Origin of the sequence: Mesorhizobium sp. M1006, assembly GCF_040318825.1 — a bacterium.
In the GTDB taxonomy this organism is placed as follows: Bacteria; Pseudomonadota; Alphaproteobacteria; order Rhizobiales; family Rhizobiaceae; genus Mesorhizobium.
Genome location: NZ_JAMYMZ010000021.1, coordinates 1 through 25,823, shown reverse-complemented (window position 1 = coordinate 25,823; position 25,823 = coordinate 1). Strand labels below are relative to the sequence as shown.

At 64.5% G+C, this 25,823-nt stretch carries 26 protein-coding genes; 21 read left to right on the top strand and 5 right to left on the bottom strand.

The features are described from left to right. Nucleotides 1-119 precede the first annotated feature (119 nt). From NKH60_RS20340 to NKH60_RS20310, 7 genes are all read left to right on the top strand, one after another. Nucleotides 120-500, top strand: coding sequence for a hypothetical protein (locus NKH60_RS20340; protein ID WP_352470792.1), 381 nt, complete (start codon nucleotides 120-122; stop codon nucleotides 498-500). Nucleotides 501-742: 242 nt separating this feature from the next. Beyond that, nucleotides 743-1,162, top strand: coding sequence for a succinate dehydrogenase, cytochrome b556 subunit (gene sdhC / locus NKH60_RS20335; protein ID WP_292663224.1), 420 nt, complete (start codon nucleotides 743-745; stop codon nucleotides 1,160-1,162). Nucleotide 1,163: 1 nt separating this feature from the next. Next, nucleotides 1,164-1,559, top strand: a complete 396-nt coding sequence (gene sdhD, locus NKH60_RS20330; RefSeq protein ID WP_292663226.1) for a succinate dehydrogenase, hydrophobic membrane anchor protein — start codon at nucleotides 1,164-1,166, stop codon at nucleotides 1,557-1,559. A 4-nt stretch (nucleotides 1,560-1,563) separates the two neighbouring features. Beyond that, nucleotides 1,564-3,402 (top strand): succinate dehydrogenase flavoprotein subunit, encoded by a 1,839-nt coding sequence (sdhA, locus tag NKH60_RS20325; protein ID WP_352873124.1) that lies wholly within the window; start codon nucleotides 1,564-1,566, stop codon nucleotides 3,400-3,402. Between the two features lies 1 nt (nucleotide 3,403). Then, nucleotides 3,404-3,844, top strand: coding sequence for a DUF3052 family protein (locus NKH60_RS20320; protein ID WP_352470790.1), 441 nt, complete (start codon nucleotides 3,404-3,406; stop codon nucleotides 3,842-3,844). Next, the gene (locus NKH60_RS20315) at nucleotides 3,844-4,623 is read left to right on the top strand and encodes a succinate dehydrogenase iron-sulfur subunit (protein ID WP_292663232.1); all 780 of its coding nucleotides are present in this window, start codon (nucleotides 3,844-3,846) and stop codon (nucleotides 4,621-4,623) included. Before NKH60_RS20320 ends, NKH60_RS20315 begins: the two co-directional genes overlap by 1 nt. Nucleotides 4,624-4,874: 251 nt before the next feature. Further along, the gene (locus tag NKH60_RS20310) at nucleotides 4,875-5,516 is read left to right on the top strand and encodes a YceH family protein (RefSeq protein WP_352470789.1); all 642 of its coding nucleotides are present in this window, start codon (nucleotides 4,875-4,877) and stop codon (nucleotides 5,514-5,516) included. 47 nt (nucleotides 5,517-5,563) lie between these two features. Here NKH60_RS20310 and NKH60_RS20305 read toward each other — a convergent pair whose 3' ends face one another. After that, nucleotides 5,564-5,989, bottom strand: coding sequence for an OsmC family protein (locus NKH60_RS20305; RefSeq protein WP_352470788.1), 426 nt, complete (start codon nucleotides 5,987-5,989; stop codon nucleotides 5,564-5,566). Nucleotides 5,990-6,211: 222 nt separating this feature from the next. Between NKH60_RS20305 and NKH60_RS20300 the strand changes: the two genes are divergently transcribed. The 3 genes from NKH60_RS20300 (at nucleotide 6,212) to NKH60_RS20290 (ending at nucleotide 7,481) form a co-directional block, all read left to right on the top strand. Beyond that, entirely contained in the window at nucleotides 6,212-6,451 is a 240-nt protein-coding gene (locus NKH60_RS20300) for a hypothetical protein (protein ID WP_352450153.1), read from the top strand. A gap of 2 nt (nucleotides 6,452-6,453) precedes the next feature. Beyond that, a complete protein-coding gene (locus NKH60_RS20295; protein ID WP_352470787.1) occupies nucleotides 6,454-6,810 on the top strand; it encodes a YciI family protein in 357 nt (118 codons plus the stop codon). 143 nt (nucleotides 6,811-6,953) lie between these two features. After that, complete coding sequence (locus NKH60_RS20290; protein WP_352818400.1) at nucleotides 6,954-7,481, top strand: hypothetical protein; 528 nt, start codon at nucleotides 6,954-6,956, stop codon at nucleotides 7,479-7,481. Nucleotides 7,482-7,617: 136 nt separating this feature from the next. On the opposite strand, the gene NKH60_RS20285 is transcribed toward NKH60_RS20290, so the two are convergent. Continuing rightward, a complete protein-coding gene (locus NKH60_RS20285; RefSeq protein WP_352818429.1) occupies nucleotides 7,618-8,862 on the bottom strand; it encodes a ubiquinone biosynthesis hydroxylase in 1,245 nt (414 codons plus the stop codon). Between the two features lie 100 nt (nucleotides 8,863-8,962). On the opposite strand from NKH60_RS20285, the gene tesB reads away from it, so the two are divergent. From tesB to NKH60_RS20255, 6 genes are all read left to right on the top strand, one after another. Further along, nucleotides 8,963-9,838: an acyl-CoA thioesterase II gene (tesB, locus tag NKH60_RS20280; RefSeq protein ID WP_031212697.1), complete on the top strand. Its 876-nt coding sequence runs from the start codon at nucleotides 8,963-8,965 to the stop codon at nucleotides 9,836-9,838. A 219-nt stretch (nucleotides 9,839-10,057) separates the two neighbouring features. Next, nucleotides 10,058-10,396 (top strand): P-II family nitrogen regulator, encoded by a 339-nt coding sequence (locus NKH60_RS20275; RefSeq protein ID WP_023679755.1) that lies wholly within the window; start codon nucleotides 10,058-10,060, stop codon nucleotides 10,394-10,396. A gap of 49 nt (nucleotides 10,397-10,445) precedes the next feature. After that, entirely contained in the window at nucleotides 10,446-11,768 is a 1,323-nt protein-coding gene (locus NKH60_RS20270; RefSeq protein ID WP_502893763.1) for an ammonium transporter, read from the top strand. 343 nt (nucleotides 11,769-12,111) lie between these two features. Beyond that, nucleotides 12,112-14,769, top strand: a complete 2,658-nt coding sequence (locus tag NKH60_RS20265) for an FtsK/SpoIIIE family DNA translocase (RefSeq protein WP_352540844.1) — start codon at nucleotides 12,112-12,114, stop codon at nucleotides 14,767-14,769. 132 nt (nucleotides 14,770-14,901) lie between these two features. Next, nucleotides 14,902-15,585 carry an outer membrane lipoprotein carrier protein LolA gene (locus NKH60_RS20260; RefSeq protein ID WP_031213172.1) on the top strand — a complete coding sequence of 228 codons (684 nt, stop codon included), beginning with the start codon at nucleotides 14,902-14,904 and terminating at the stop codon, nucleotides 15,583-15,585. A 134-nt stretch (nucleotides 15,586-15,719) separates the two neighbouring features. Continuing rightward, the gene (locus NKH60_RS20255) at nucleotides 15,720-16,526 is read left to right on the top strand and encodes an exodeoxyribonuclease III (RefSeq protein ID WP_352873119.1); all 807 of its coding nucleotides are present in this window, start codon (nucleotides 15,720-15,722) and stop codon (nucleotides 16,524-16,526) included. A gap of 12 nt (nucleotides 16,527-16,538) precedes the next feature. Here NKH60_RS20255 and NKH60_RS20250 read toward each other — a convergent pair whose 3' ends face one another. Genes NKH60_RS20250 through NKH60_RS20240 form a run of 3 tightly spaced genes read right to left on the bottom strand, consistent with a single transcriptional unit; the run spans nucleotide 16,539 to nucleotide 19,718 of the window. Next, nucleotides 16,539-17,390 (bottom strand): TIGR01459 family HAD-type hydrolase, encoded by an 852-nt coding sequence (locus NKH60_RS20250; RefSeq protein WP_352540845.1) that lies wholly within the window; start codon nucleotides 17,388-17,390, stop codon nucleotides 16,539-16,541. Further along, nucleotides 17,387-18,673: an FGGY-family carbohydrate kinase gene (locus NKH60_RS20245; RefSeq protein ID WP_352832405.1), complete on the bottom strand. Its 1,287-nt coding sequence runs from the start codon at nucleotides 18,671-18,673 to the stop codon at nucleotides 17,387-17,389. The genes NKH60_RS20250 and NKH60_RS20245 overlap by 4 nt, the downstream gene beginning before the upstream one ends. A gap of 1 nt (nucleotide 18,674) precedes the next feature. Beyond that, a complete protein-coding gene (locus NKH60_RS20240) occupies nucleotides 18,675-19,718 on the bottom strand; it encodes a class II aldolase/adducin family protein (RefSeq protein ID WP_352615432.1) in 1,044 nt (347 codons plus the stop codon). Between the two features lie 228 nt (nucleotides 19,719-19,946). Here NKH60_RS20240 and NKH60_RS20235 point away from each other — a divergent pair, with 228 nt between their 5' ends. From NKH60_RS20235 to NKH60_RS20215, 5 genes are all read left to right on the top strand, one after another. Continuing rightward, nucleotides 19,947-20,729, top strand: coding sequence for a DeoR/GlpR family DNA-binding transcription regulator (locus NKH60_RS20235; protein WP_023680486.1), 783 nt, complete (start codon nucleotides 19,947-19,949; stop codon nucleotides 20,727-20,729). Further along, complete coding sequence (locus NKH60_RS20230) at nucleotides 20,726-22,105, top strand: FGGY-family carbohydrate kinase (RefSeq protein ID WP_352832408.1); 1,380 nt, start codon at nucleotides 20,726-20,728, stop codon at nucleotides 22,103-22,105. The genes NKH60_RS20235 and NKH60_RS20230 overlap by 4 nt, the downstream gene beginning before the upstream one ends. Beyond that, the gene (locus NKH60_RS20225; protein ID WP_352873116.1) at nucleotides 22,102-23,646 is read left to right on the top strand and encodes a sugar ABC transporter ATP-binding protein; all 1,545 of its coding nucleotides are present in this window, start codon (nucleotides 22,102-22,104) and stop codon (nucleotides 23,644-23,646) included. Before NKH60_RS20230 ends, NKH60_RS20225 begins: the two co-directional genes overlap by 4 nt. Before the next feature lie 20 nt (nucleotides 23,647-23,666). Then, entirely contained in the window at nucleotides 23,667-24,644 is a 978-nt protein-coding gene (locus tag NKH60_RS20220) for an ABC transporter permease subunit (RefSeq protein ID WP_502894527.1), read from the top strand. Between the two features lie 86 nt (nucleotides 24,645-24,730). Beyond that, nucleotides 24,731-25,669 (top strand): ABC transporter substrate-binding protein, encoded by a 939-nt coding sequence (locus NKH60_RS20215; protein WP_352470775.1) that lies wholly within the window; start codon nucleotides 24,731-24,733, stop codon nucleotides 25,667-25,669. Nucleotides 25,670-25,823: the final 154 nt, after the last annotated feature.

The following is a 25,823-nucleotide window of genomic DNA, read 5'->3' as shown; positions in this document are numbered from 1 at the left end:
TCATTCGGCCACGCCTTGTTCCCACCATTCCCAGCATCGGGCGCGACTCAAAAAGCATGAAATCCGGTGGCTTGCCGGAGCATCGCGGCGGGCTCGATACGCGGTGGGGAAGGCAGCAAATGAGATTACGCCGCACGTTTCGGATGGCGCTGGCCATTCCGCCGCTGCTGGCTGCAGCCGCCTGCGCGCCGCAGACCAGCGCGCCCAAGCTCGGCAACACGGCCGCCGCTTCCGTGTCGCTTGCTCCGGCTGCTAGCGAACCGACGGCACCGCAGCCGCGCACAGCTACTTACAACTGCGCCGACGGCAGCGTGATGACCATCGAGAATCTCGGCACGTCGGTGCGCGTCCTCGGCCAGAACGGCGCCAGCGCCGAGCTGCCGGCCTCACCGGCCAATCAGACCAGCCGTTACGGCGAGGCGCATGACGCAATCGTGATCGATGGGCGTGAGGCGCTGGTGATGAAGGGCGGTGCACCACCGCTGGCCTGCAAGCGCTGATCCGCCCCTTGCGCCAGCCATATTTTGCAGTGCGACGACATTGTGCCGGCGCAAGGCGACAGCCCTAATCGATTGAAGCTGAAAGCCTCGCTTTCATCAGACTAAATTACGTTTTCGAAACGGTTTTCCGGCTTTGACGCGGTGCAAAAAGAGCATTAGAAACCGGCTGTCCGAAGTCGCAACCGGAAGCGGTAATGCCGCATTCCCACCTGAGGCTCCAGAGACGCCGAACTGGGGGAGCCATGAGCAAATCACCAGCCACCCGCGAATTTGCCAGGCGTGAACGGCCGCTTTCGCCGCATCTGACCGTCTATCGGCCGCCGATCACCATGACGATGTCGATCGTCCACCGCATCACCGGCGGGGCGCTCTATTTCGGCACGCTGCTGGTCGCGCTGTGGCTGATGGCGGCGGCGAGCTCGGAGGCGACCTTCAACGCCGTAAACTGGGCCTTCGGCTCGTGGCTGGGACGGCTGGTGCTGTTCGGCTACAGCTGGGCGCTGATGCACCACATGCTGGGCGGTGTGCGCCATCTTATCTGGGACACTGGGGCAGGGCTGGAAAAGCATACGGCATCGAGGATCGCCTGGGCGACGCTTGCCGGCTCGGTCACGCTGACGCTGCTGATCTGGATCGCCGGCTACATGGCGCGGGGAGCCTGACATGAACGGCAAGAACACCGACATGCGCACGCCGCTGGCCAAGGTCCGCGGCCTCGGTTCCGCCCGCGAGGGCACCGGCCATTTCTGGCGCCAGCGGCTGACGGCGATCTCCAACATCCCGCTGGTCCTGTTCTTCGTCGGCTTCCTGATCGCACTCAACGGCGCCAGCTATCTCGAGGTGCGCGCCGCACTTGCCAATCCGTTCGTTGCACTGGTGCTGGCGCTGGTGCTGTTGTCGGTGCTCTACCACATGCGGCTCGGCATGCAGGCGATCATCGAAGACTATGTGCATGGCGAAGGCACCAGGCTGGCGCTGCTTGCCCTCAACACATTCTTTCCCGTAGTCGTCGGCGTCGCTTCGGTCTTCGCCCTGCTTAAACTGGCATTTGGAGGCTGATTTTTTGGCCAAGGACGCGAAGAACGCCAACACGGCTTCCGCCTATAGCTATGTCGATCACAAATTCGACGTCGTGGTCGTCGGCGCCGGCGGCGCCGGCCTGCGCGCCGCGCTCGGCATGGCCGAGCAAGGCCTGCGCACCGCCTGCATCACCAAAGTGTTCCCGACGCGCTCGCATACGGTTGCGGCGCAGGGCGGCATCGCCGCCTCGCTCGCCAATATGGGGCCCGACAACTGGCAGTGGCATCTCTTCGACACCGTCAAAGGCTCAGATTGGCTGGGCGACACCGACGCTCAAGAATACATGGTGCGCGAAGCGCCGGCGGCGGTCTACGAGCTCGAGCACTACGGCGTTCCCTTCAGCCGCACCGAGGACGGGAAAATCTACCAGCGGCCGTTCGGCGGCATGATGATGAATTTCGGCGAGGGGCCGCCGGTGCAGCGCACCTGTGCGGCCGCCGACCGCACCGGCCACGCCATGCTGCACACGCTCTACGGCCAGTCGCTGAAGCACAATGCGCAGTTCTTCATCGAGTATTTCGCGCTCGACCTGATCACGGAGCCGGACGGCACCTGCACCGGCGTGGTCGCCTGGAACCTCGACGACGGCACCATCCACCGCTTTTCGGCCAAGATGGTGGTGTTGGCGACCGGCGGCTATGGCCGCGCCTATTTCTCGGCCACCTCGGCGCATACCTGCACCGGCGATGGCGGCGGCATGGCCGCACGCGCAAGCCTGCCGCTGCAGGATATGGAGTTCGTGCAGTTCCACCCGACCGGCATATACGGCGCCGGCTGCCTGATCACCGAGGGCGCGCGCGGCGAGGGCGGCTATCTCGTCAATTCCGAGGGCGAGCGCTTCATGGAGCGCTACGCGCCGTCAGCCAAGGATCTGGCTTCGCGCGACGTGGTCTCGCGCTGCATGACGCTGGAAATCCGCGAGGGCCGCGGCGTCGGCCCGAAGAAGGATCACATTTTCCTGCATCTCGACCATCTCGACCCGGCCGTTCTGCACGAGAGGCTTCCGGGTATTTCGGAATCGGCAAAGATCTTTGCCGGCGTCGACCTGACCAAGGAGCCGATCCCGGTGCTGCCGACGGTCCACTACAATATGGGCGGCGTGCCGACCAATTACTGGGGCGAGGTGCTGAACCCGACGGCGTCGAATCCGGACCAGGTGTCGCCCGGGCTGATGGCGGTCGGCGAAGCCGGCTGCGCCTCGGTGCACGGTGCTAACCGGCTGGGCTCCAACTCGCTGATCGACCTGGTGGTGTTCGGCCGTGCGGCGGCAATCCGGGCCGGCCAGGTGATCGACCGCACATCGGCGATCCCTTCGCCCAACGAGGCCGCCGTCGAAAAGATCATGGACCGCTTCGACCGGCTGCGTCACGCCAACGGCTCGACGCCGACCGCGGTGTTGCGCGAAAAGATGCAGAAGGCGATGCAGGAGGACGCGGCGGTGTTCCGCACCCAGGACTCGCTGGAAAGCGGCTGCAGGCGCATTTCCCAGATCTGGGGCGAGCTCAAGGACGTAAAAGTGTTCGACCGCTCGATGATCTGGAACTCCGATCTGGTCGAGACGCTGGAGCTGGAAAACCTGATGACCAACGCCATTACCACCGTCTACGGCGCCGAGGCGCGCAAGGAAAGCCGCGGCGCGCACGCGCGGGAGGACTTTTCGGCCCGCGACGACGCCAACTGGCGCAAGCATACGCTGGCCCGGCTCAACGAGGCCGGCGAGGTGGCGCTCACCTACCGGCCGGTGCACACCGAAACGCTGCTCAAGGAAGCAGACGGCGGCATCAACCCGGCCAAGATCGCGCCGAAGGCCAGGGTGTATTGAGATGAGGCTGCTGGCGGTTGCGGGATATTCCGGCACGCCCCTTCCGGCCAAGCTCGGCCTGAAGGACGGGATGATTGCCGCTTTCGTCGCCTTGCCGGCCGAACTCGAGGATTTGGCCGAAGCCGTGGATTTTGCCGAGCTCGATCGGCTGGCCAACTGGTCGGCGATTTCGGGCGTTCATGAGAAATACGATGCCGTACATGCTTTCACCCGGCAGCGTGTCGAGATCGAGGACCGTCTTGGCGACGTCGAAGCGGCAATCAAGCGGGACGGCATGGTCTGGGTGTCATGGCCGAAGAAGGCATCGAAAGTGCCGACCGACGTCACCGAGGACGTTATCCGCACAGAGGCGCTGAAGCTCGACCTTGTCGACGTCAAGGTCGCCGCCGTGAACGAGATCTGGTCCGGGCTGAAGCTCGTCATCCGAAAGGACCTGAGGTAATGGTCGAACTCACGCTTCCGAAAAACTCGAAGATCATGGCCGGAAAAACTTGGCCGAAGCCGGAGGGCGCGACCAACCTGCGCGAATATCGCATCTACCGCTGGTCGCCGGACGATGACGAGAACCCGCGCATGGATACGTATTTCGTCGACATGGACGATTGCGGGCCGATGGTGCTCGACGCGCTGCTCTGGATCAAGAACAAGATCGATCCGACGCTGACGCTGCGCCGCTCCTGCCGCGAAGGCATTTGCGGCTCGTGCGCCATGAACATCGACGGGTCGAACACGCTGGCCTGCACCAAGGGCTGCGACGACATTTCCGGCGCGATCAAGGTCTATCCGCTACCGCACATGGCCGTGGTCAAGGACCTGGTGCCCGACCTCACCAATTTCTACGCCCAGCACGCCTCGATCGAGCCGTGGCTGAAGACGGTGTCGCCCGAGCCGGCCAAGGAATGGCTGCAGAGCCATGAGGACCGCGAAAAGCTCGACGGGCTCTACGAGTGCATATTGTGCGCCTGCTGCTCGACCTCCTGCCCGAGCTACTGGTGGAACGGCGAGCGCTATCTCGGCCCGGCGACGCTGCTGCAGGCCTATCGCTGGCTGATCGATTCCAGGGACGAGGCGACGGGCGAGCGGCTCGACAATCTCGAAGACCCGTTCCGGCTCTATCGCTGCCACACCATCATGAACTGCGCCCAGACTTGCCCCAAGGGGCTCAACCCGGCCAAGGCGATCGCCGAGATCAAGAAGATGATGGTGGAGCGACGGGTTTAGGCGGCGGGCGGGTTGCAGCCGAGATCGTCTCGTCCGCAGCGATCCTTCGCGCCCCCCTCTGTCCTGCCGGACATCTCCCCCCTTGAGGCCCCTTGAGGGGGGAGATTAGCAGCTTGGAGGACAGCGCCCTTTCTGCAGCCTTGAAAAGTGGCGAAGCGGTGATGACAGCCAATCTCCCCACTAGAGGGGGAGATTGGCCGGCAGGACAGAGGGGGGCGCTGTCCCGCCGAGTTCGAAAGGATAGCAAACTTATGACCGATTCCGACCTTCCCATCCTCTCTCCCATCGAAGCCCGCGTGCTCGGCTGCCTGATCGAGAAGAAGGAGCTGACGCCGGACGTCTATCCGCTGACGCTCAATGCGGCACATGCGGCGGCCAACCAGAAGACGGCGCGCGAGCCGGTAATGTCGGTCGAGCTTGCCGAGGTCAGGCGGGCGCTTGGCCAGCTGGAGCAGAAGGGCCTCGTCAGGCAAGTGTTCGCGTCGCGCGTCGAGCGCTACGAGCATATCGTGGCGCAGCGCTTTTCCCTGACCTCGGCGCAGATCGCGCTGCTCGGCCTGTTGCTGCTGCGCGGCCCGCAGACGGCCTATGAATTGCTGGCGCGAAGCGAGCGCATGGCGCGGCTGCCGTCGATCGACGAGCTTCGCGGCAATCTCGATCTGCTGATCGGCCGCCGGCCACCGCTGGTGCAGCAGATCGATCGCGGCCCAGGCCAGCGCGAGGATCGCTACGTCCATCTGCTCAGCGGGCCGCCGCAGCTGTCGGCTGCCGCAGCACCCCTGCAGTCGTCCTCGCCGGCGTCGGATATGGAAATGCGCGTGCGGGCCCTCGAGGAGGAGGTCGCGGCATTGCGCGCCCGCCTCGACGCGCTCGTTGGCGAAAAAAGCCAATAATCATTCGAGAGGGGGCGCGAAGGATCGCCCGCTTCGCAGACCAGCTCTCACCCGAGCCTGGCGTCGAGCGATACTTTGATGGCGCCGAGCGCTTTCGAGACCGGGCATTCGGCCTTGGCCTTCTCGGCCAATTCCTTGAACTTGGCGGCATCAATGCCCGGTACCTTGCCGACCAGCGTGATCGCGCTGCCGGTGATGCCGGTGCCGGGGACCAGCGTTACCACGGCCTTGGCGTCGAGCTCGGCAGCCGGAGTGCCGTTCTCGGCGAGAAAATGCGAAAGCTGCATGGCGTAGCAGCCGGCATGGGCGGCGGCGATCAGCTCTTCCGGGTTTGTGCCGGATTTGCCGCTTTCATCCTCGAAACGCGTCTTGGCCGAATAGGGTGTGCCCTTCAGCACCCCGCTCTGGGTTTCGAGTGTGCCCTTGCCTTCCTTGAAACTGCCTTTCCAAACGGCGTTGGCGGTGCGGTCCATCAATTCCTCCTTGATTGTCGTGGCTGAGCCCGTGATCGGCATCCAGTCGACTATAGCGCGCGCGGGAGCGAAGGCCACCCACGCTTTCGTATCGGCGGCGGCGTGACACATCATGTCGAGCGAAAAAAATTCGAAAAAAATATGCGTGCAAAAATGTCGACTTCCATCTGTCCCGGCCGTCCTGCGGGCGGCCATGGACTTGGTGGCCGGATGGAGGACCACATGAACAATCTGTTTTCTGCTCACTGGACAAGCACCGGCCACAGGGCCGGTGAACAACAAGCCGACTGGTCGCGCCTGCAGCCTTCCGGCTTCGGCCGACTGCTTGCGGCGATTGCCATCATTGGGATTGCGGTATCTCTTCTCGACTATGCTGCGGCCGGTCTCGATTCTGCGGCAGGCAAGGGCTCCGCGGAGATTTCCGTAGCCTCGTCTTCGGCTTCAAGCCAGGAATGGAGATAAAAATGAAGTATGTTTGCCTAGTCTATGGTGAAGAAAAAGATCTCTACGCAATGACCCCCGAGAGGCTGGCCAAGCTCGACGCCGATTCGATGGCCCATGACCGGTCATTGGACCAACGCGGGATGCTGATCATCGCGCAGGCGCTGCAATCGGTGAAAACGTCGAAAACCGTTCGCAGGCGCAAGGGCAAGCGGCTGGTCACCGACGGCCCCTTCGCCGAAACCAAGGAGCAGTTGCTCGGTTTCGTCATGATCGAGGCCGAGAGCCTCGACGAGGCGCTGGGGATCGCGGGCGAGATTCCGCTCGCCGAAATCGGCACGATCGAGGTGCGGGCGATCTACAAGGTGCCCGGGTCATAGAGATGTCTCGATAAGTTCCTCCGCGGAGCGGTGGCGACCAACGACTGGCGCAGGCTGTCGTTTTCTTCAATCGGCGCAACTTTTGCGTGTTGAAGCGAAGCAATACTTCTCCTATCGTCGCCCGAGATTGGGGGATCTTGGGCATGCATATATTGATTGCTGCAATCGGCCTGCTTGGGGCGGCGGCGTTCTGGTGGTACCGGCTGAAGATCATGAACGACGCGGCGCGTGAGGTTGCCGACGTGGTTGGCCGCGTCCAGGGCAACGTCCGCCGCAAGAAACTGCGCAAGCAGGCGGCGCTCTCGCCGCTGACAGCGATCGACGATCCGGTCGTCGCCGCCGCGACGCTGATCACCGCCATCGTTTCCGAACATGGTCCTGCGCTGCCGCAACGCGAAGCTGCCATTCGATCGGTGATCTCGGAGATTGCCGACAAAAAACAGACCGATGAAGCGGTGATCTACGCCAAATGGGCGGCATCGCAAATCGACGACGCCACGGTCGTCATCGACAAGCTGGCACCGTTCCTGCGCGAACGGCTCGACGCGGTCGAAAGGAGCGATCTGCTGCGGATGGTCAGCCGTGCGGCGGAAGCCGGCGGACAAAACCTGCAGATTCCCGACCAGCGCATGCTGCGGCTGCGCCAGAAGCTGGGCTTCGAGGTCAACTAAGTCCCCTGATACGAAATTCGGCAGACCGCATGGCGATTAAGCCGAGACGCCTGATCGCTTCGTCATCCTGGGTCTTCTCTCCGCTTCGCGTCGCTACGCCCAGGGATGACGAAGTTGGGGAAGCTTCAGGGCCTGTTTAGATCGCCTCGCCCTTCAACAATTTCGGCGTGTCGCCGGACAGACCCGACGCCTGGCGGATGAAAAACCCCTTCAGCCGGGGCATGCGCTCGACGAGGCCGAGGCCGATGTCGCGCAAAGTGCGCAGCGGGCCGAAATCGTTGGAAAACATCCGGTTCAGCACATCGGTGGTGATGCCCATCTGCACCGTGTCGAAACGCCGCCATTGCTGGTAGCGCTCGAGCACGTCGAGCGCGCCGATGTCCTGGCCGAGCCGGTCGGCCTCGACCACCACTTCGGCCAGCGCCGCCACGTCCTTGAAGCCGAGATTGAGACCCTGGCCGGCGATCGGGTGGATGCCGTGGGCGGCGTCGCCGGCCAAGGCGATGCGCGGCGCGACGAAGGCGCGCGCAATGATCAGCCCGAGCGGCCAGGCACGCGGCTTGTCGGCGAGATGGATTTCGCCGAGTTTCAGGCCAAAGCGCTGCTCGAGCTCATATTCCAGGACCAGCGTGTCGCCACTGACCAGTTTCTCGGCATCCTGCGACCGTTCGACCCAGACGATCGACGAGCGGTTGGTGCCGTCCTTGCCCGGCTTGAGTGGCAGCGTGGCAAACGGGCCTGCGGGGAGGAAATGCTCTTCGGCGCGGCCGTTGTGCGGCCGCTCGTGCGCCACCGTGCAGACGATGCCGGACTGGCCATACTCCCATTTCACCGTCTTGATGCCGGCCATGTCGCGCAGCTTCGAATTGACGCCGTCGGCGGCAACCAGCAGCCGCGCCTTCAGCGTCGCGCCGTCGGCAAGATGCACGGTGATGCCGGCGCCGTTGATGTCGAAGGCGCTGACGGCGACGCCTTCGATGATGCCGATGCCGAGTTGTTCGGCGCGCCGGCGCAAGGCGCCGTTCAAATCCTTGTTGGCGACCATATGCGCAAAGGGTTCGCCGGGCGCGACCTCGCCGTCGAAGGTGAGGAACACCGGGCGGACCGGATCGGATGTGCGCGAATCGGTGACGATCATTTCGGTGATCGCCTGCGCCCCCGGCGCGATCTCGTTCCAGACGCCGAGCTGGTCGAGCATGCGGCACGCGGCGGCGGCAATCGCCGAGGCGCGGCCGTCCTTCTGCCAGACCCTGGCGGGTGCTGCATCGACGACGGCGACGGCGAGGCTCGGCCGCGCCTGCTTCAGCGACACGGCGGCGGCCAGGCCGACATAACCGGCGCCGGCGACCAGAACGTCGAGCGAATTCTTGCTGTCGAGCATGGCAATTCCTTTCGCAGCCTGACTGTCGCCGGGCATTCCGCCCTTGACTGCCCGCTGTTCCTGTCGGAAACCGCCATGGTAATTTTGCGGCGAGGTCAAGATGACGGCAGCCATGGACGAGCTTCTCGGCATTCTCGACCTCGAGCAGCTGGAACACAACCTGTATCGTGGTCGCAGCCCCAAGCTCGATTGGCAGCGCATCTTCGGCGGCCAGACCATCGCCCAGGCGCTGGTCGCCGCGCAGCGAACGGTCGAGCCCGAGCGCCACGTGCATTCGCTGCATGGCTATTTCATGCGGCCGGGCGACACCAAGGTGCCTATCATCTACGAGGTCGACCGCATCCGTGACGGCGGCTCCTTCACCACGCGCCGCGTCGTGGCGATCCAGCACGGCCAGGCGATCTTTTCGCTGGAAGCCTCGTTCCAGCAGGATGAGGTCGGCCTGGAACATCAGGTGCCGATGCCGCAGGACGTGCCGGCGCCCGACACGTTGCTGTCGCAGCGCGAATTGCTGGGCAAGTTCGGCGAAGCCGTGCCCGACGGCATCAAGCGCTATTGGGAGCGCGACCGGCCGATCGAGATGAAGCCGGTGATGCTGAAGCATTATACCAGCCGGGAAAAACTCGAGCCGAAGCAGAACATCTGGATCCGCACCACCGGCCCGGTGCCGGCCGACCGCGCCACGCAGGCGGCCGTGCTCGCTTACCTCTCGGATATGACGCTGCTCGACACCTCGACCTTTGCTCATGGCCGCGCCATTTTCGATCGTGATATCCAGGCAGCCAGCCTCGACCACGCCATGTGGTTCCACCGCAGCCATCCGCTCGACGACTGGATGCTGTACACGCAAGACAGTCCGTCGACGCAAGGATCGCGTGGCTTTACCCGCGGCTCGCTGTTTGCCCGCGACGGCACCTTGATCGCCTCGGTTGCCCAAGAAGGACTCATCCGGCTGAAGCGGCCGCCTGCGGAGTAGGCATTTTTCGAAATTTGCCTATTTTTTAAGCATATGCACTGCCGCGCCTGTGAACAGGCAGCTGCCAGACCTTCTCGATTTCGTTGTTTAACAACAGCTTAACACCCTGCTTCGGCAATTGGCACGGAGCTTGAATCCTAGCGGGCACTCTCCGGCTCTCATGGGGATCGGCGAAGTCGTGCAAACGCGGGGACCCGCAACAGCAAAGGGTGAAACCTTATGAAGATCGTGATGGCAATCATAAAGCCGTTCAAGCTCGACGAGGTGCGCGAGGCGCTCACCGCAGTCGGCATCCAGGGCCTGACCGTCACCGAAGTAAAAGGCTACGGACGTCAGAAGGGTCACACGGAAATCTATCGCGGGGCGGAATACGCGGTCAGCTTCCTGCCGAAGATCAAGATCGAAGTCGCGGTCGCTGTCGACATGGTCGACAAGGCCGTCGAAGCCATCACCGCGGCGGCCAAGACCGGCCAGATCGGCGACGGCAAGATCTTCGTTTTCGGCATCGACCAGGCGGTGCGCATTCGCACCGGCGAAACAGACACCGACGCGCTTTGAGCTGCGGATACGTATTCCAATGGAGAGTTCAATGAATATTCCTTCTACCTTGAAGATAACGGGACGCGCGGCCGTTTTAAGTTCGCTCGCTCTCGCTGCACTGGGCACGGTTGCTGCGTTCGCGCAGGAAGCGGCACCGGCGGCACCGGCAGCCCCTGCGCCCGCGCTCGACACCGGCAACACAGCCTGGATGCTGACCTCGACGGCGCTGGTGCTGATGATGACCGTACCGGGCCTGGCGCTGTTTTATGGCGGCATGGTGCGCAAAAAGAACGTGCTCGCCACCATCATGCAGAGCTTTGCCATCACCTGCCTGGTGACGGTGCTGTGGTTCATGTTCGGCTACTCGCTGGCCTTCTCGGATGGCGGCGGCATGAATGCCTATCTCGGCGGCTTCTCGAAGTTCTTCCACAACGGCATCACCACCTCCTCGCTGTGGCTGCCGGGCGTGGCGAACATTCCTGAGTTCGTCTTCTCGATGTTCCAGATGACCTTCGCCATCATTACGCCGGCGCTGATTGCCGGCGCCTTCGCCGAACGCATGAAGTTCTCGGCGCTGCTCATCTTCATGGGCGCGTGGCTGCTGGTGGTCTACGCCCCGATCGCGCACTGGGTGTGGGGCGGCGGCTTCCTCGGCACAGCCGGCGTTCTCGATTTCGCCGGCGGCACGGTCGTTCACATCAACGCCGGCGTTGCCGGCCTGGTCTGCGCGCTGGTTCTCGGCAAACGTGAAGGCTACGGCACCACCAACATGGCGCCGCACAACCTCGTCTACTCCGTCATCGGCGCTTCGCTGCTGTGGGTCGGCTGGTTCGGCTTCAACGCCGGCTCGGAACTGGCCGCCGACGGCCTTGCCGGTGCCGCGATGCTGAACACCCAGGTTGCCGCTGCCGCTGCGGCGCTCGCCTGGATGTTCGCCGAATGGATCGTCGCCAAGAAGCCGAGCGTGCTTGGCATCATCTCGGGCGCCGTCGCCGGCCTGGTCGCGGTGACGCCGGCTTCCGGTTTCGTCAATCCGACCGGCGCCTTCATCGTCGGCATCGTCGCCGGCGTGCTCTGCTACGTCTCGGCCGTCAAGCTCAAGCACGCGTTCGGCTATGACGACTCGCTCGATGCATTCGGCGTGCACGGCATCGGCGGCATCATCGGTGCATTGCTGACCGGCGTGCTCGCCGATCCGGCGATCAACAGCCTTGGCTCGGGTGCCTCTGTCGGCAAGCAGCTCTACGGTATCGTCTTCACCATCCTGTGGACGGCGATCGCGAGCTTCGTGATCCTCTATATCGTCAAGGCGCTGGTCGGCCTGCGTCCTTCCACCCAGGAAGAGGTCGAAGGCCTCGACATCAGCCAGCACGGCGAAGTGGTGCCGTGAGGTTTATCGGCTGGCACCGGCGTTTTGCCGGTGCCGGGAAGATCCCGTCGTGATGCTCCCGAAAGGGCTCACGCCTTGAGGCCCGGAAACCTTCCGGGCCTCTTTTTTGTGTGCAGGCGGCCGTTATGGCTCGATCATACAATCGCTTGATCAAGGTGGCTCGATCCGCCGGCGGCGTGAAACAGCGGCCGCAACGCTCCGAACTGTGGTGGCGGTCGCCCGTTCCGGTGACGCAGAATGCCCATGGTTAATGCGCCCTTAACCTTCCCGCCGCTAGTCTGACAGCCGAATCTGCCGTGTTGCGCGTCCGCGCCCGGCCGGGCAACGACAGACGAGGAAAAGCATGCGTTCAGGGGCTTCAGCACCGCTTGCGCTGGCCGATACGGAGCACGGCATCCGGTCGTTCGCGAGGCGCCAGGTCGGGCGGCTGGTCGGTGCCGGGCTGTTTGCTCTGGTTGGTTTCGGCGTCGCCGCCCTTGCCACCTGGAACGTCGCCGATCCGAGCTTTTCGCACGCCACCGACAATATCGTCACCAATGCAATGGGTTATGCCGGCGCCGTCTTTTCCGACATTGCCATGCAGTTCTTCGGACTTGCCGCCGTTGCGGCGCTGGTGCCGGCGGTGATCTGGGGATTTCTGCTGTTTACCGCGCGCGGCGTCGACCGGCTGCCGAAACGGGCACTGGCCTGGTTCGGGTTTTCGCTGCTTGGCGCGGCAATTGCCGGCTGCGTGGTGCCGCCCAAGACCTGGCCGCTGCCGACCGGCCTCGGCGGCGTCTTCGGCGACATGGTGCTCAATATCCCGGGCCTGGTCATCGGCGGCTATCCGACCGGCCTCGTCGCCAGCGTGCTCGCCGTGCTCCTGGCAGCGCCGGCGCTGTGGGTATTCTTGTATGGCTCGGCGCTGATTTCGCGCAAGAACGGCTTTGCCGTCCTCGAACAGCCCGCAGTGCCCGATCCGCAGGACGACCTGCTTTTCGACAATGAAGAGGACGAGGGCGACGAAGGTATATTGGCGCTTGGCGCCATCACCCACTGGTGGCTGTCGCTGCGGGCCTATCTGCGCCGCCGCGCCGCGCGCCGGCGCGAGCGCGACGATTTCGAGCCGGAGATGGAACCGCGCCCCAGCGCCTGGCGGCGGGCGGCCGAACGGGTCGAATCGGCCGAGTTCGCCGAGGCGCGGATGAGCCCGGGCGGGCGCGCCCGCGTCGAGCCGGAATTCTTCGCCGCCATGGTCAACGACCGCAGTGCCTCGATCGACCCTGACGATGCCGACGTCTTCGATAACGACGACAATGACGACGACATGGATTTCGCGCCCGAGCCGGCCGGCCAGCGCCGCGCCGCGCCAACGGCCAGGGTGCAGAACTTCCGTTCCGACGCGGCGACACGCGTCGAGGCGCCGGCGCCGCGGCCGGCCCCCGGCGCCCGCGTCCAGCGCGAGGCGCAGACTTCGCTGATCGGCTCGGAAAAATTCGAGATGCCGTCGCTGCACTTCCTGTCGGAACCAAAGAACGTGGTGCGCGACGCCAGCCTGTCCAAGGATGCGCTGGAGCAGAACGCCCGCCTGCTTGAGGGCGTGCTGGAGGATTTCGGCGTCAAGGGCGAAATCATCCATGTGCGTCCGGGTCCGGTCGTCACGCTCTACGAGCTGGAACCGGCGCCCGGCATCAAATCGTCGCGGGTCATCGGCCTGTCCGACGACATCGCCCGCTCGATGAGCGCCATCGCCTGCCGTGTCGCCGTGGTGCCCGGCCGCAACGCGATCGGCATCGAATTGCCGAACGCCAGGCGCGAGACGGTCTATTTGCGCGAGATCATGGCCAGCCGCGATTTCGAAACCACCAAGGCCAAGCTGGCGCTGGCGCTGGGCAAGACCATCAATGGCGAGGCGGTGATCGTCGACATCGCCAAGATGCCGCACGTGCTGGTCGCCGGCACCACCGGCTCGGGCAAGTCCGTCGCCATCAACACCATGATCCTGTCGCTGCTCTACCGGCTGACGCCGCAGGACTGCCGGCTGATCATGATCGATCCAAAGATGCTGGAGCTCTCGGTCTATGACGGCATTCCGCATCTTCTGACGCCGGTCGTCACCGATCCGAAGAAGGCGGTGGTGGCGCTGAAATGGACCGTGCGGGAGATGGAGGACCGCTACCGCAAGATGTCCAAGGTCGGCGTCCGCAACATCGACGGCTTCAACGCGCGCGTGCAGCAGGCTGAGAAAAAGGGCGAAAGGATCTCGCGCACCGTGCAGACCGGCTTCGACCGCCAAACCGGCGAGGCGATCTACGAGACGGAGAACCTCGACCTCGAGCCGATGCCCTACATCGTCGTCATCATCGACGAGATGGCCGATCTGATGATGGTCGCCGGCAAGGACATCGAAGGCGCGGTGCAGCGCCTGGCGCAGATGGCGCGCGCCGCCGGCATCCATGTCATCATGGCGACGCAGCGGCCATCGGTCGACGTCATCACCGGCACCATCAAGGCGAATTTCCCGACCCGCATCTCCTTCCAGGTGACATCGAAGATCGACAGCCGCACCATCCTGGGCGAACAGGGCGCCGAACAGCTGCTCGGCATGGGCGACATGCTCTACATGGCCGGCGGCGGCCGCATCCAGCGCGTGCACGGTCCCTTCGTCTCCGACGACGAGGTGGAGAAGATTGTCGCGCATCTGAAATTGCAGGGAGTGCCGGAATATCTCGACGCCATCACCGAGGACGACGACAAGGATGACGATGAGCCGACGGGCAAAGGCAGTGGCGGCGGCGACGGCGGTAATTTCGAGGATTCCGACGATCCCTACGACCAGGCGGTCGCGGTGGTGCTGCGCGACGGCAAGGCCTCTACCAGCTACATCCAGCGCCGGCTCGGCATCGGCTACAATCGCGCCGCCTCGATCATCGAGAAGATGGAGAAGGAAGGCATTGTCGGCCCGGCCAACCATGCCGGAAAACGCGAAATCCTGGTGCCGACGGAGGACGACAAGTTCTAGAGCGCGTCCGCGCCGGCAACTTTGAACCTTTTGGCGCGTTGCAACGACGGGCGCCGTGCGGCCGCCAAACTTAAGCCCAACTGGGGGGCCAGACCAATATAACGAGCAAGCAATCAGATGATGGTGACCGGCATGAAAAACGCAACTCTCGCCCCAAGCAGGGATTTCGCCCCAACCCGCCGGCAGGTGCTCGGCCTCGGCCTGGTCCTGGCCGGTGCGGCGGCCGCCAACCTCGTGCCCGGCTTCCAGCTGCTGGCGTCGGCGCAAGCAGCGGTTCCGGCGACGGCGCAGAAGATCGCCGATCATTTCTCCTCGGTCAAATCGATGAGCGGCGAGTTCGTGCAGTTCGGACCCAAGGGCGAGCAGACCGGCGGCAAGTTCTTTCTGGAACGGCCGGGCAAGATCCGCTTCAATTATGACGGCGCCTCGAATTTCAGGGTGATTTCCGACGGCAAGTCGGTGGTCATCCTCAACAAGAAGCTGCGGACGTCCGACCTCTATCCGCTGTCGAAGACGCCGCTGAAGCTGCTGCTCGACGACAAGATCGATCTGTCAGGCGGGCGCGTCAGAAGCGTCAAGGAAGAGGACGATCTCACCACCATCCAGCTTGCCGACAAATCGGTGTTCGGCAATTCGAAGATCACCATGATGTTCGATCCGAAATCTTATGAATTGCGGCAGTGGACCATCACCGATGCGCAAGGCAAGGACACGACGGTGATGATCTTCAACACCAAGGAGGGCGTCAGCTTCGCCCCCGACACCTTCGCCATCGACTATACGGCGAACCGCGAGCTGAACACCAAGACGCGGTAACTTCCTACTGCTGCGGGATGGTTTTTCCGCGTTGGTGCGGGCGGCTTGTTTTTGCGGTGCGCGGCTGGCAGTAGTTTCCGCGATTGACTTCCGTCGGAGCCATCCGGCGGATCTTGCGTTGTCCGGAACCCCACATGCCGTTTTCCGTCGCTACCTGGAACATCAACTCCGTCCGGCTGCGCATGCCGATCGTCGAGCGCCTGGTGGTCGTGCTGGCGCCGGACGTGCTCTGCCTGCAGGAAACCAAGGTTCCGGACGAATTGTTTCCGGAGAAGGCGTTCCGCAAGCTCGGCTACGAGCACATCGCCTTCCATGGCCAGAAGGGCTATCACGGCGTTGCCACCATAGCGCGGCGGCCGATCGAGGTGGTCGAAAAGCGCCGCTTCTGCGAGATCGACGACAGCCGGCATCTGTCGGTCACCGTCAACGCCGGCGGCAAAACGATCCTGCTGCACAATTTCTACGTTCCGGCCGGCGGCGACGAGCCCGACCCGGCCGTCAACCGCAAGTTCAAGCACAAGCTCGATTTCGTTGCCGAGATGAACGCCGTGCGGGCCGAGCATGACGAGCACTCCGGCTCGATCCTGGTCGGCGACCTCAACATCGCGCCGCTCGAGCACGATGTCTGGTCGCACAAGCAGCTCCTCAATGTCGTCAGCCATACGCCGGTCGAGACAGAAAACTTCGAGGCAATGCGGCTCGCCGGCGACTGGATCGACCTGATGCGGCTCAATGTGCCTTACGAGGAGAAACTCTACACCTGGTGGAGCTATCGCGCCCAGGATTGGCAGGCCTCAAATCGCGGCCGCCGCCTCGACCATGTCTGGTCGTCGCCAAACCTGGTGCCGCATTTTGCCGGCTATGAAATCCTGCGGCCGGCGCGCGGCTGGGAACGGCCCTCGGACCATGTGCCGGTGATCGGGCGTTTCAACCTGGATTAGCTTTGTCTCGCCTCAGCGAAACCTGAAGCTATCCGCGATGTAGTCGGGACGGGCATTCAGCGTGGCGAAAACGTCCTCCAGGTCAGGCGCCCCCGCCAATATGCCCGACAGGACCAGCGTCGTCGCGACACCGACGCCGTTGCCGCCGGCGATGTCGTGCTCGACGCTGTCGCCGACGCAGACCACGCTGTCGCGCTCCGGGTGGCCCGCCAGTGCCAGCGCTGCCTCGAATATCTGCGGATTGGGCTTGCCAATGCGCGACACGCTGCCGCCGAGGCTCTCATAGAGATCGGCGAGCCGGCCGGCGCCGAAGCGAGGGCCGACGGCAGTCAGCATGATCTTGTCGGGATTGGTGCAGAAGCATGGCACCCGCCGCGCCGCCGCCGGACCAAGAAGCCGGCGATAATGGTCGAGGTCGTAGCGATCGCCCTCGCTGGCGGAAATCAGCACCAGTTCGGCATCGTCGCCGTCCTTGGCCAGGACGAAGGGCAGGCCGTCGACAGCCGAACGGTCATTGTCGCGGCGGATCAGCAGGCATTTTGTCTGCGGGCGCAGGGCTCCGGATGCTGCCATTTGGTGGAAAGAGCGCCATGCCACCTCGCCGGAGGAGACAAAGTGGTCCCAGCTTCCCGGTTCGAAGCCGAGCTTCAGCAGGCGGTGCTCATTGGGTTGCGCCCGCTTGCCGGAATTCGAGATCAGTACGATGGTCTTGCCGGCGCGCTTGAGTGCCGACAACGCTTCGACAGCACCTGGATAGGCGCTGGTGCCGTCGTGCAGCACACCAAATTGGTCGAGCAGGAACACCTGATAGCGGTCGGTCAGCGCGGCGATGCCGTCGAGGTGTTGAATTGCCTTGGCCGTCATAAAAGCCCCGCTGCGCTTGCGCCCATCAGCGCCAGCCGCGCCGTGCCGGCAGCGGCCTCCTCCGAAAGAGCCGGCACGAGAGCGACGCCAAGCTTGCGCTGCCGGATCGCTGTCCAGGCCGGATTGGCCGCACCGCCGCCGACGCTCCTGACCGATGTCAGTCGGGGGGCGCCGAGTTCGGCAAGCCGGCGATAGCCGAGCGCTTCGATCGCCGCAATACCCTCGAACATCGCTTTCAGATAGTCGGCGTCGTCGGCGGGCCGCGGCTCGAGGCGCGGCGGCAGCGCCGGATCGGCTATGGGGAAGCGTTCGCCCGGCGCCGGCAGCGGGTAATAATCGAGGCCGGTCTTCGTCGCCGGGTCGATTTTTTTGCTGAGTTCGACAATGCGGGCGACGGGGAAATGCTGGGCCAGCACCTTGCCGCCGGAGTTCGAGGCGCCGCCCGCCAGGTAGGTGTCACCCAGCCGATGGCTGTAGATGCCGAATTGCGGCGCCGAGATCGGCCGGTCGAAGAGGATCTTGATGGTCAGCGACGAGCCGAGCACAGTGACGCCGTCGCCCGCCGCCGTCGCGCCGGTTGCCAGGAACGACGCACAGCCATCGGTCGTGCCGGCGACCACGACCACGTCGCGCGGCAGGCCGAACATTTTCGCGGCGCTGGCGGTGAGCGTGTCCGTGACATCGCCCGGCCGCACGACGCGGGGCAGGAATTCCATGCGCACGCCGGTCGCCGCGATCCAGTCCGGCCAGCGCCGGGCCTCGACGTCGTAGCCGGTCTTCAGGGCGTTGTTCTCGTCGCTGACATCGAAATGGCCGGAAAACTGTCCGGCGATCCAGTCTGCCTGGTGCAGCACAGTGGCGACGCCGGGCAGGTGCTGGAAAGACAGCGCCTTGGCGAGACCGGAGGTTGCCCCGAGTGCAGCGCTCGTTGCCGGTGCCGCGCCGGCTATTGCTGTCAGAATAGTGTCGTCAGCGACCTTGTCGTTGTACATCAGCGGTTCGGCCAGCGGCCGCCCGGCGCCGTCGACCGGCAGCAGCGTGCCCGACGTACCGTCGACGGCGATCGAGCGCACTGCCGCGCGATCGATACATTTGAGCAGTTCCGCCAAAGTCGCGCCGACCGCCTCCCACCATATTGCGGGGTCACGGCCGTTCGGCCCAAATCGCTCGAGGGCAATAGCGGAATGCGCGGCAACGGAAAAGTCCGGACGCATGGCGACGGCGCGCGCGCCGGATGTGCCGATGTCGATGCCGATGGCAAGCGGGCCAGACGAACGCGACATGTCAGCTGCCTCCGGCATTGAGTTTCTGGCGATATTTTTCGGCGTCCCAGTTGATCAGCTCGTCATTCTCCGCCGCTGTCAGATAATTCAGCTTCGCCGAGACATCGATCCGCGCCGTCACGTCGGAAAGGCAGCGCTGCATGGCGTCGGCACCGGCGCCGGCGTCGCCGCGCATCAACACGCCGAGTCCAGGAAACAGGATCGCCACGGGTGCGGCGCCGCAGCGCTCGATGACGCGCTTCACACCCTCGTCCGGTCTCGCCACGACCGAGCCTTCGCCGAGAAAGATGACGTGGTCGGGGTAGAGGCTGCCACCCAAAGCCATGCGGCAGCTTTCGGGGTCGATCGCCACCGCATGCGCCTCAACGTCCGCCGGCAATCTGTAGTCGCTGTCGCCGGCGCGCGCCGTCAATGCCGCGATGTCCGGTTCCGCCACCTGGCGCGGCGGCCGCGCCAACAGTCGTGTCACGCGCCGCAGCAGCATGTCGGCCGCGGCGACGGTCTCGGCTGCAACGACCAGGCCGTGATTGCCGAGGATCAGGATATCCACGCCTGGCCGAAGGCGCTCGGCGATACCCTGCGCGAGCGGCAGTCCCGGCCGGCGATAGGGAATATACGCCCATTGATGGCCGTTGAGCCGCCTGGCGGCCTCGGCCTCGCAGTCGGCCTGCACGGCCAGCGAAATGGTCTCGACGCAGTGAACATGCAGAACGATGCGCTGCGGCATCAGCGCATGCACGGTGGTCTCGATCGACGGGCGCAAGCCGCGCGCGCTGAGGGCGTCGACAGTGAAGGCCTGCGGCTGTTCGGCGGCCGGGTCGCGCCGTTCGATGGCGTCGAGCAATGGCGGGATGCCGACCGGCACCATGATGTCGGCGATGAGCGCGTCCTTCAGCCAGGTGCCGGAGGCCTTGATCCAGAGCGTGTCGCCGGCTTTCAGCGAGGTGTTGCCGCCGGCGGCCTGGGTCAGATGCGCGTCGCTGCCGATAGCGGCCGAAAGCGACCGCAGCGCTGCCAGTTCCTGCGCATCCGCACTGATCGTCATCGAAATTCCTCTACAATCCGGCCGCGTGGCCACGGCTTTGGACGTCCCGGTGCCGGGACGAAGACCCATGCTGGTATCGCAGATGCGAGCAAGTTACGTCAACAGTGATGTTATCGCGTCAAATCAGGCTTGCAATCCGAGGGCCGTTGAGTAAGTTGCACCAATTGCCATGCAAAACGGCAATGCCGTGCAAAATGCTTGGGAGGCAAGCGCATTGGGAGGTAAGGGTTGAGCGACTCCGGCCGCCAGCGTCAGATTGTCGAGCTTTTGCGGGACCGGCCTTTCGCATCGGTGCGCGAGCTGCAGGAGCGGCTTGGCGTATCGGCGGCGACGGTGCGGCGCGACATCGACAAGATCGACGAGGCCGGCGAAGCGCGCAAGGTCTATGGCGGCATCTCGGCGCTCGATGGCGCTTCGCAAGCCGGCGTCGCCTATGCCAGGCCCTATGACGAGAACCGCGACCTCGCCGTCGAGGCGAAGCGGCAGATCGCCGCTCTCGCCGCCACCATGGTGCGCGACGGTGACGCGGTCATCGTGCATGGCGGTTCGACCTGCTTCCATCTCGGCGTCAAGCTCGCCGACCGCAACATCCGGCTCTACACCAACTCGATGCCGCTCGCGGCCTATCTCAGCGACCACGGCCATTGCAGCCTCACCGTCGCCGGCGGCGAACTGCACCGCGAGCCGGGCATCATCCATTCGCTGACGCAGACGGTGCCGTTCTACGCCTCGAAGTTCTTTCTCGGCGCGCAAGGCATCGGCCAGGAAGGCCTTCTGGAATCGCACCCGCTGCTGGTCCGCTCGATCGTCGAGCTCAGCCTCTGCGCCGACCAGATCGTCGTGCTGGCCGACAGCCGAAAACTGTCTATCCACGCGCGCAATGTGGCACTGCCGCTGTCGCGGATCGGCACGCTGGTCACCGATGACGGCCTGTCCGAGACAGATGCCCGCATGCTCGAAGATGCCGGCGTCATGGTGCGGATCGCGGCTTCCTCGGGAGGCGCCCAGTGAACATCGCCGTCCTCGATTTCGGCAAGACCAATTCGAAGCTGTTCGTCTTCGGCCAGGACGGACAGATACTCGACGAGCGCCGCAGCCAGCCGAGCTGGATCCGAAAAGGCGGCTTCAGCGTGCTCGACGAGCCAGCGCTGCACGACTGGGCGGCTCGCGCCATCGATAATGCAGTCGACATGCATGGCGTGGAAGGGCTGATGGTATCCGGCCATGGCTGCACCTTCGCGTTGGTCGACGAAGCCGTGCTGACGCATCCGATCCTCGATTACGAGCAGGAACCGCCAGCTGAAATCGCCGCGCAGATCGACCGCCGCATTCCGGATTTTGCCGAGACCTTTTCGCCGCGCCTGCCGCTTGGCTTCAACTACGGCCGCCACATGTTGTGGCTGAAGGAGGTGGAGCCCGGTGCCTTCGCCGCAGCGAAATCGATCCTCGGCTATCCCCAATATTGGAGCTGGCGGTTTGGCGGCCGGCCGGTATCGGAAGTGTCGTATCTTGGCTGCCACTCGCATTTATGGGCGCCGCGCAAACGCGATTTCAGCTCGCTGGTCGATGCCGAGGGCTGGCGCGGCCAGATGCCCGCCTTCGAGCGCGCCGGCGCGGTGATCGGCGAGCAGCGCTTCGGCCAGGCCGCGAAGCCAGTCGCCATCCATAATGGCGTCCACGACAGCAATGCCGCGCTCCATGCCTACCGCCGGCAGCAGCTCGGGCCGGTGACCGTGGTCTCGACCGGCACCTGGGTGGTCGTGCTCAATCCCGACTGCCCGCTCGACGCACTCGACGGCGAGCGCGACATGCTGGTCAATGTCGATGTCGATGGCGGCCCGGTGCCAACCGTCCGCTTCATGGGTGGGCGCGAATTCGCCACGATCAGCGCTGGCTGGCAGGGCGCAATCGCGCCGTCATCGATACAACGGGTGATCGACGCCGGCATTATGGCGCTGCCGAGCTTCGCGCCCGGCGGCCCGATGCCGCACCGCCGCGGCGAACTGGTCGGGCGTACGCCCAATGCCGAGGAACGCGCGGCCATGGCGCTGCTCTATGTCGCGCTGATGGTCGATCTGTGCCTCGAGTTGATCCATTCGGACAACACAGTGATCGTCGACGGCGGCCTGAACAATGGCGGGCTGCTTGCCGCGTTGCTGGCGCAGTTGCGGCCCGGGCAGGCTTTCCTGCAGGGCGCAACGCTGGAGGGCAGCGCCACCGGTGCTGCCGCACTTGCCTTCGAAAGCGTCGGACGCGAGTTTGCCACCGAAGCGCCGGAGGCGGTGCATGCGGCAAGTTTCAGCGGCCTTGCCGGCTATCGCAACGACTGGCGCGGCCTTGCCGCCGACCGGGCTGTGGCCAGCGCAGCTGCAGGAGGTGCGCGATGAGCGCCGCCGCCCGGATCGAGACGGTGCGCCAGCCGGTGCTGGAGATGCGCCACATCTCCAAGACGTTCGCTGCGATCCGCGCCTTGCACGATGTGTCGCTGACCGTTCACGCCGGCGAGCTGCACGCGCTGATGGGCGAAAACGGTGCCGGCAAGTCGACGCTGATGAAGGTGCTGTCCGGCGCCTACCGGCCGGACCCCGGCGGCGAAATCCTGATCGACGGCGTGCCGGCCGCGACGGGCGACCCGATCAAGGCGCGCGCCGCCGGCATTGCGGTCATCTATCAGGAGCTGTCGCTGGCGCCTAATCTGTCGGTAGCGCAGAACATTTTTCTCGGCAACGAGCCGCGACGGTTCGGCGTTGTCGACCGCGAGCAGTGCAATCGGCGCGCCAGCGAGATCATCGCGCGGCTCGGCGTGACCTTCTCGGCGCGCACTCCGGTCGCAAGCCTGTCGCTCGGCGAGCGACAGCTGGTGGAAATCGCCCGCGCGCTGTCGACCAATGCGCGCATCATCGTCATGGACGAGCCGACCACGTCGCTGACCTCGCGTGAGACCGACCGGCTGTTCGAGGTGATTGCGACGCTGAAGTCGCAAGGCATCGCCATCATCTACATCAGCCACCGCATGGAAGAGGTCTACCAGCTCGCCGACCGCGTCAGCGTGCTACGCGACAGCGGCTATGTCGGCACGCTCGACCGCGCCGACCTGAACGCCTCGCGCCTGGTATCGATGATGGTCGGGCGCGATCTGTCGACGTTCTACAAGAAGGATCACCGTCCGCCGGACAGCAAGCGCGCCATCGCGCTGTCGGTGCGCGGCATGTCGGGCGGCAATCTCATAAACAATTGTTCCTTCGACCTCCACAAGGGCGAGGTGCTGGCACTGGCCGGCCTGGTCGGCTCGGGCCGCACCGAACTGCCACGGCTGATCTTCGGCGCCGACAGGCACACATCAGGCACGCTGGAGCTCGGCGGCAAACCGATATCCATCGGTTCGCCGAGCGAGGCGCTCGATGCCGGCATTGCCTACCTGACCGAGGACCGCAAGCAACTTGGCCTGTTTCTCGACATGTCGATCTCCGACAATATCAGCATGGGCGTGCTGGCAAAGGACGCGAAGGCCGGCGGTTTGCGCGACTTCACGGCTGCCGAAAAGCGCGCCGCCAAGGCGGTGTCAGACCTCTCCATCCGCACCAACTCGGTGCAGGCCAATGCCGGCTCGCTGTCGGGCGGCAACCAGCAGAAGGTGCTGCTCGCCCGCCTGCTGGAAACCGAGCCGCAGGTCGTCATCCTCGATGAGCCGACCCGCGGCGTCGATGTCGGGGCCAAGTCGGAAATCTATCGGCTGATCGACAACCTGGCCAAGAAAGGCATCGCCATCCTGATGATCTCCAGCGAACTGCCGGAGGTGATCGGCATCGCCGACCGCGTGCTGGTGATGCGCGACGGCACCATTGCCGGCGAGGTGACGGCGTCGGAGGGCGAGCCGCTGCGGCAGGAAGCGATCATGGAACTTGCAACGGGAGCGGCTCAGCGATGACCGACAAGGTGGCCGACACGATGAAAGCGGACGACCGGGCGGTCGGCAGGAGTACGAGGTGGCGTACCGCCATTGCCGCACTCGGCATGCTGCCGATCCTGATCCTGCTGGCGGTCGGCTTCCAGTTCATCAATCCGCGCTTTTTCACCCAGACCAATCTGCTGATCGTCATGCAGCAATCGTCGATCAACATCGTGCTGGCCGCCGGCATGACCTTCGTCATCCTGACCGGCGGCATCGACCTGTCCGTCGGCTCGATCCTTGCCGCCTCGGCGATGGTGGCAGTGATGGTGTCGCTGGTGCCCGATTGGGGACTGCTGGGGGTGCCCGCGGCCATTCTCGTCGGGCTCGGTTTCGGCGTCATCAACGGGCTGCTGATCGCCTATATCAAGCTGCCGCCCTTCATCGTCACGCTGGGATCGCTGACCGCCGTGCGCGGCGTCGCCCGCCTGCTCGGCCAGGACACGACGGTGTTCAACGCGGACCTGCCGTTCGACTTCATCGGCAACGGTTCGCTGTTCGGCATTCCGTGGCTGGTAATCATCGCGCTGGCGGTCGTCGTCCTGTCCTGGCTGGTGCTCAAGCGCACCGTGCTCGGCACCTGGATCTACGCCGTCGGCGGCAACGCCGAGGCCGCCAGGCTGACCGGCATCAAGGTGCCGCTGGTGCTGCTCTTCGTCTACGGCGTTTCCGGCCTTCTGGCCGGCCTTGGCGGCGCCATGTCGGCGGCCCGGCTCTATGCCGCCAACGGGCTTCAGCTCGGCCAGTCCTACGAACTCGACGCCATTGCCGCAGTCATCCTCGGCGGCACCAGTTTCGTCGGCGGTGTCGGCTCGATCTGGGGCACGCTGATCGGCGGCCTGATCATCGCCGTGCTGTCCAACGGGCTCATCCTCGCCGGTGTTTCGGACATCTGGCAGTACATCATCAAGGGATTGGTCATCATCGTGGCGGTCGCCCTCGACCGTTACCGGCTCCAGGCAGGAGCAAGAACGTGATGGCCCTTAGTCGCCGGCATCCAACGAGCCGGTTTCATGTGTAACGCACGGTGAGAGGCGCGGGGCATCAGGAGGAAAATAAAACAATGAAGACCATCGCTAAACTGCTCTGCGGCGTCGCCCTTGCGGCCGCCGTCATCGCGCCGGCATCGGCAAAGGATCTGAACAAAGTCGGCATCTCGGTCGGACTGCTCGGCAACCCGTTCTTCGTCGCCACCATCAAGGGCATCGAGGACGCGGCCAAGAAGATCAACCCGAATGTGCAGGTGACCTCGGTATCGGCCGACTACGATCTCAACAAGCAGGTATCGCAGGTCGATTCCTTCATCGCTGCCGGTGTCGACGTCATCATGCTCAACGCAGTCGATGCCAAGGCGATCGCGCCGGCGGTGAAGAAGGCGCAGGCGGCCGGCATTGTCGTTGCCGCTTTCGACGTTTCGGCGCCCGGCGCCGACGTCACCGTGATGACCAACAACGTCAAGGCCGGCGAAGAGGCCTGCCAGTATCTGGTCGATAATACCGGCGGCAAGGGCGACTATGTCATCCTCAATGGCCCGGCCTCGTCGTCGATCCTGGAGCGGGTCAAGGGCTGCAAGGACGTGCTGGCAAAGCACCCCGACATCAAGATCCTTTCCGACGACCAGAACGCCGAAGGCTCGCGTGACGGCGGCCTGAAAGTGTTCCAGTCGCTGCTGACGCGTTTCGACAAGATCGACGCGGTCTTCGCGATCAACGATCCGACGGCGATCGGCGCCCAGCTTGCGGCCAAGCAGCTCAACCGCTCGGAGTTCATCTTCACCGCGGTCGACGGTGCACCCGATATCGAGAAGGAACTCGCCTCCGGCACGTCGATGATCAAGGCCTCGGCCTCGCAGGATCCCTATGTGATGGCCGGCCAGTCGCTGACGATGGCGGCTGACCTGCTTGCCGGCAAGAAGCCGGCCGAGCCGACGGTGCTGCTCGACCCGAAGCTGATCACGGCCGACAATTTGAAGGATTACAAGGGCTGGACCGCGGCTCGCTAAGCCTCCCAAGCCTGGTGGGGGGGGGGGGGGCGGGGGCCCCCGGGTTTTTGGTGGGCGGGGTTGGGCAAAACCCATGGGGGTTGGGGGGGGGGGGTTAAAACCAGGCGACGATTGAGGGGGGGCGGAGAGCAACATAATGTGGGTGGGGGGGCGG

Excerpts from the sequence above, each read along its gene's own strand:
- NKH60_RS20290 (WP_352818400.1), top strand. The coding sequence starts at position 6,954 with ATGCATATATTGATTGCTGCAATCGGCCTGCTTGGGGCGGCGGCGTTC.
- tesB (WP_031212697.1), top strand. The coding sequence starts at position 8,963 with ATGACGGCAGCCATGGACGAGCTTCTCGGCATTCTCGACCTCGAGCAG.
- NKH60_RS20315 (WP_292663232.1), top strand. The coding sequence starts at position 3,844 with ATGGTCGAACTCACGCTTCCGAAAAACTCGAAGATCATGGCCGGAAAA.
- NKH60_RS20255 (WP_352873119.1), top strand. The coding sequence starts at position 15,720 with ATGCCGTTTTCCGTCGCTACCTGGAACATCAACTCCGTCCGGCTGCGC.
- sdhD (WP_292663226.1), top strand. The coding sequence starts at position 1,164 with ATGAACGGCAAGAACACCGACATGCGCACGCCGCTGGCCAAGGTCCGC.
- NKH60_RS20265 (WP_352540844.1), top strand. The coding sequence starts at position 12,112 with ATGCGTTCAGGGGCTTCAGCACCGCTTGCGCTGGCCGATACGGAGCAC.
- NKH60_RS20300 (WP_352450153.1), top strand. The coding sequence starts at position 6,212 with ATGAACAATCTGTTTTCTGCTCACTGGACAAGCACCGGCCACAGGGCC.
- sdhC (WP_292663224.1), top strand. The coding sequence starts at position 743 with ATGAGCAAATCACCAGCCACCCGCGAATTTGCCAGGCGTGAACGGCCG.
- NKH60_RS20215 (WP_352470775.1), top strand. The coding sequence starts at position 24,731 with ATGAAGACCATCGCTAAACTGCTCTGCGGCGTCGCCCTTGCGGCCGCC.
- NKH60_RS20245 (WP_352832405.1), bottom strand. The coding sequence starts at position 18,673 with ATGTCGCGTTCGTCTGGCCCGCTTGCCATCGGCATCGACATCGGCACA.
- NKH60_RS20260 (WP_031213172.1), top strand. The coding sequence starts at position 14,902 with ATGAAAAACGCAACTCTCGCCCCAAGCAGGGATTTCGCCCCAACCCGC.
- NKH60_RS20240 (WP_352615432.1), bottom strand. The coding sequence starts at position 19,718 with ATGACGATCAGTGCGGATGCGCAGGAACTGGCAGCGCTGCGGTCGCTT.
- NKH60_RS20220 (WP_502894527.1), top strand. The coding sequence starts at position 23,667 with ATGAAAGCGGACGACCGGGCGGTCGGCAGGAGTACGAGGTGGCGTACC.
- NKH60_RS20320 (WP_352470790.1), top strand. The coding sequence starts at position 3,404 with ATGAGGCTGCTGGCGGTTGCGGGATATTCCGGCACGCCCCTTCCGGCC.
- NKH60_RS20310 (WP_352470789.1), top strand. The coding sequence starts at position 4,875 with ATGACCGATTCCGACCTTCCCATCCTCTCTCCCATCGAAGCCCGCGTG.
- NKH60_RS20275 (WP_023679755.1), top strand. The coding sequence starts at position 10,058 with ATGAAGATCGTGATGGCAATCATAAAGCCGTTCAAGCTCGACGAGGTG.
- NKH60_RS20305 (WP_352470788.1), bottom strand. The coding sequence starts at position 5,989 with ATGGACCGCACCGCCAACGCCGTTTGGAAAGGCAGTTTCAAGGAAGGC.
- NKH60_RS20295 (WP_352470787.1), top strand. The coding sequence starts at position 6,454 with ATGAAGTATGTTTGCCTAGTCTATGGTGAAGAAAAAGATCTCTACGCA.
- NKH60_RS20340 (WP_352470792.1), top strand. The coding sequence starts at position 120 with ATGAGATTACGCCGCACGTTTCGGATGGCGCTGGCCATTCCGCCGCTG.
- NKH60_RS20285 (WP_352818429.1), bottom strand. The coding sequence starts at position 8,862 with ATGCTCGACAGCAAGAATTCGCTCGACGTTCTGGTCGCCGGCGCCGGT.
- NKH60_RS20225 (WP_352873116.1), top strand. The coding sequence starts at position 22,102 with ATGAGCGCCGCCGCCCGGATCGAGACGGTGCGCCAGCCGGTGCTGGAG.
- NKH60_RS20250 (WP_352540845.1), bottom strand. The coding sequence starts at position 17,390 with ATGACGGCCAAGGCAATTCAACACCTCGACGGCATCGCCGCGCTGACC.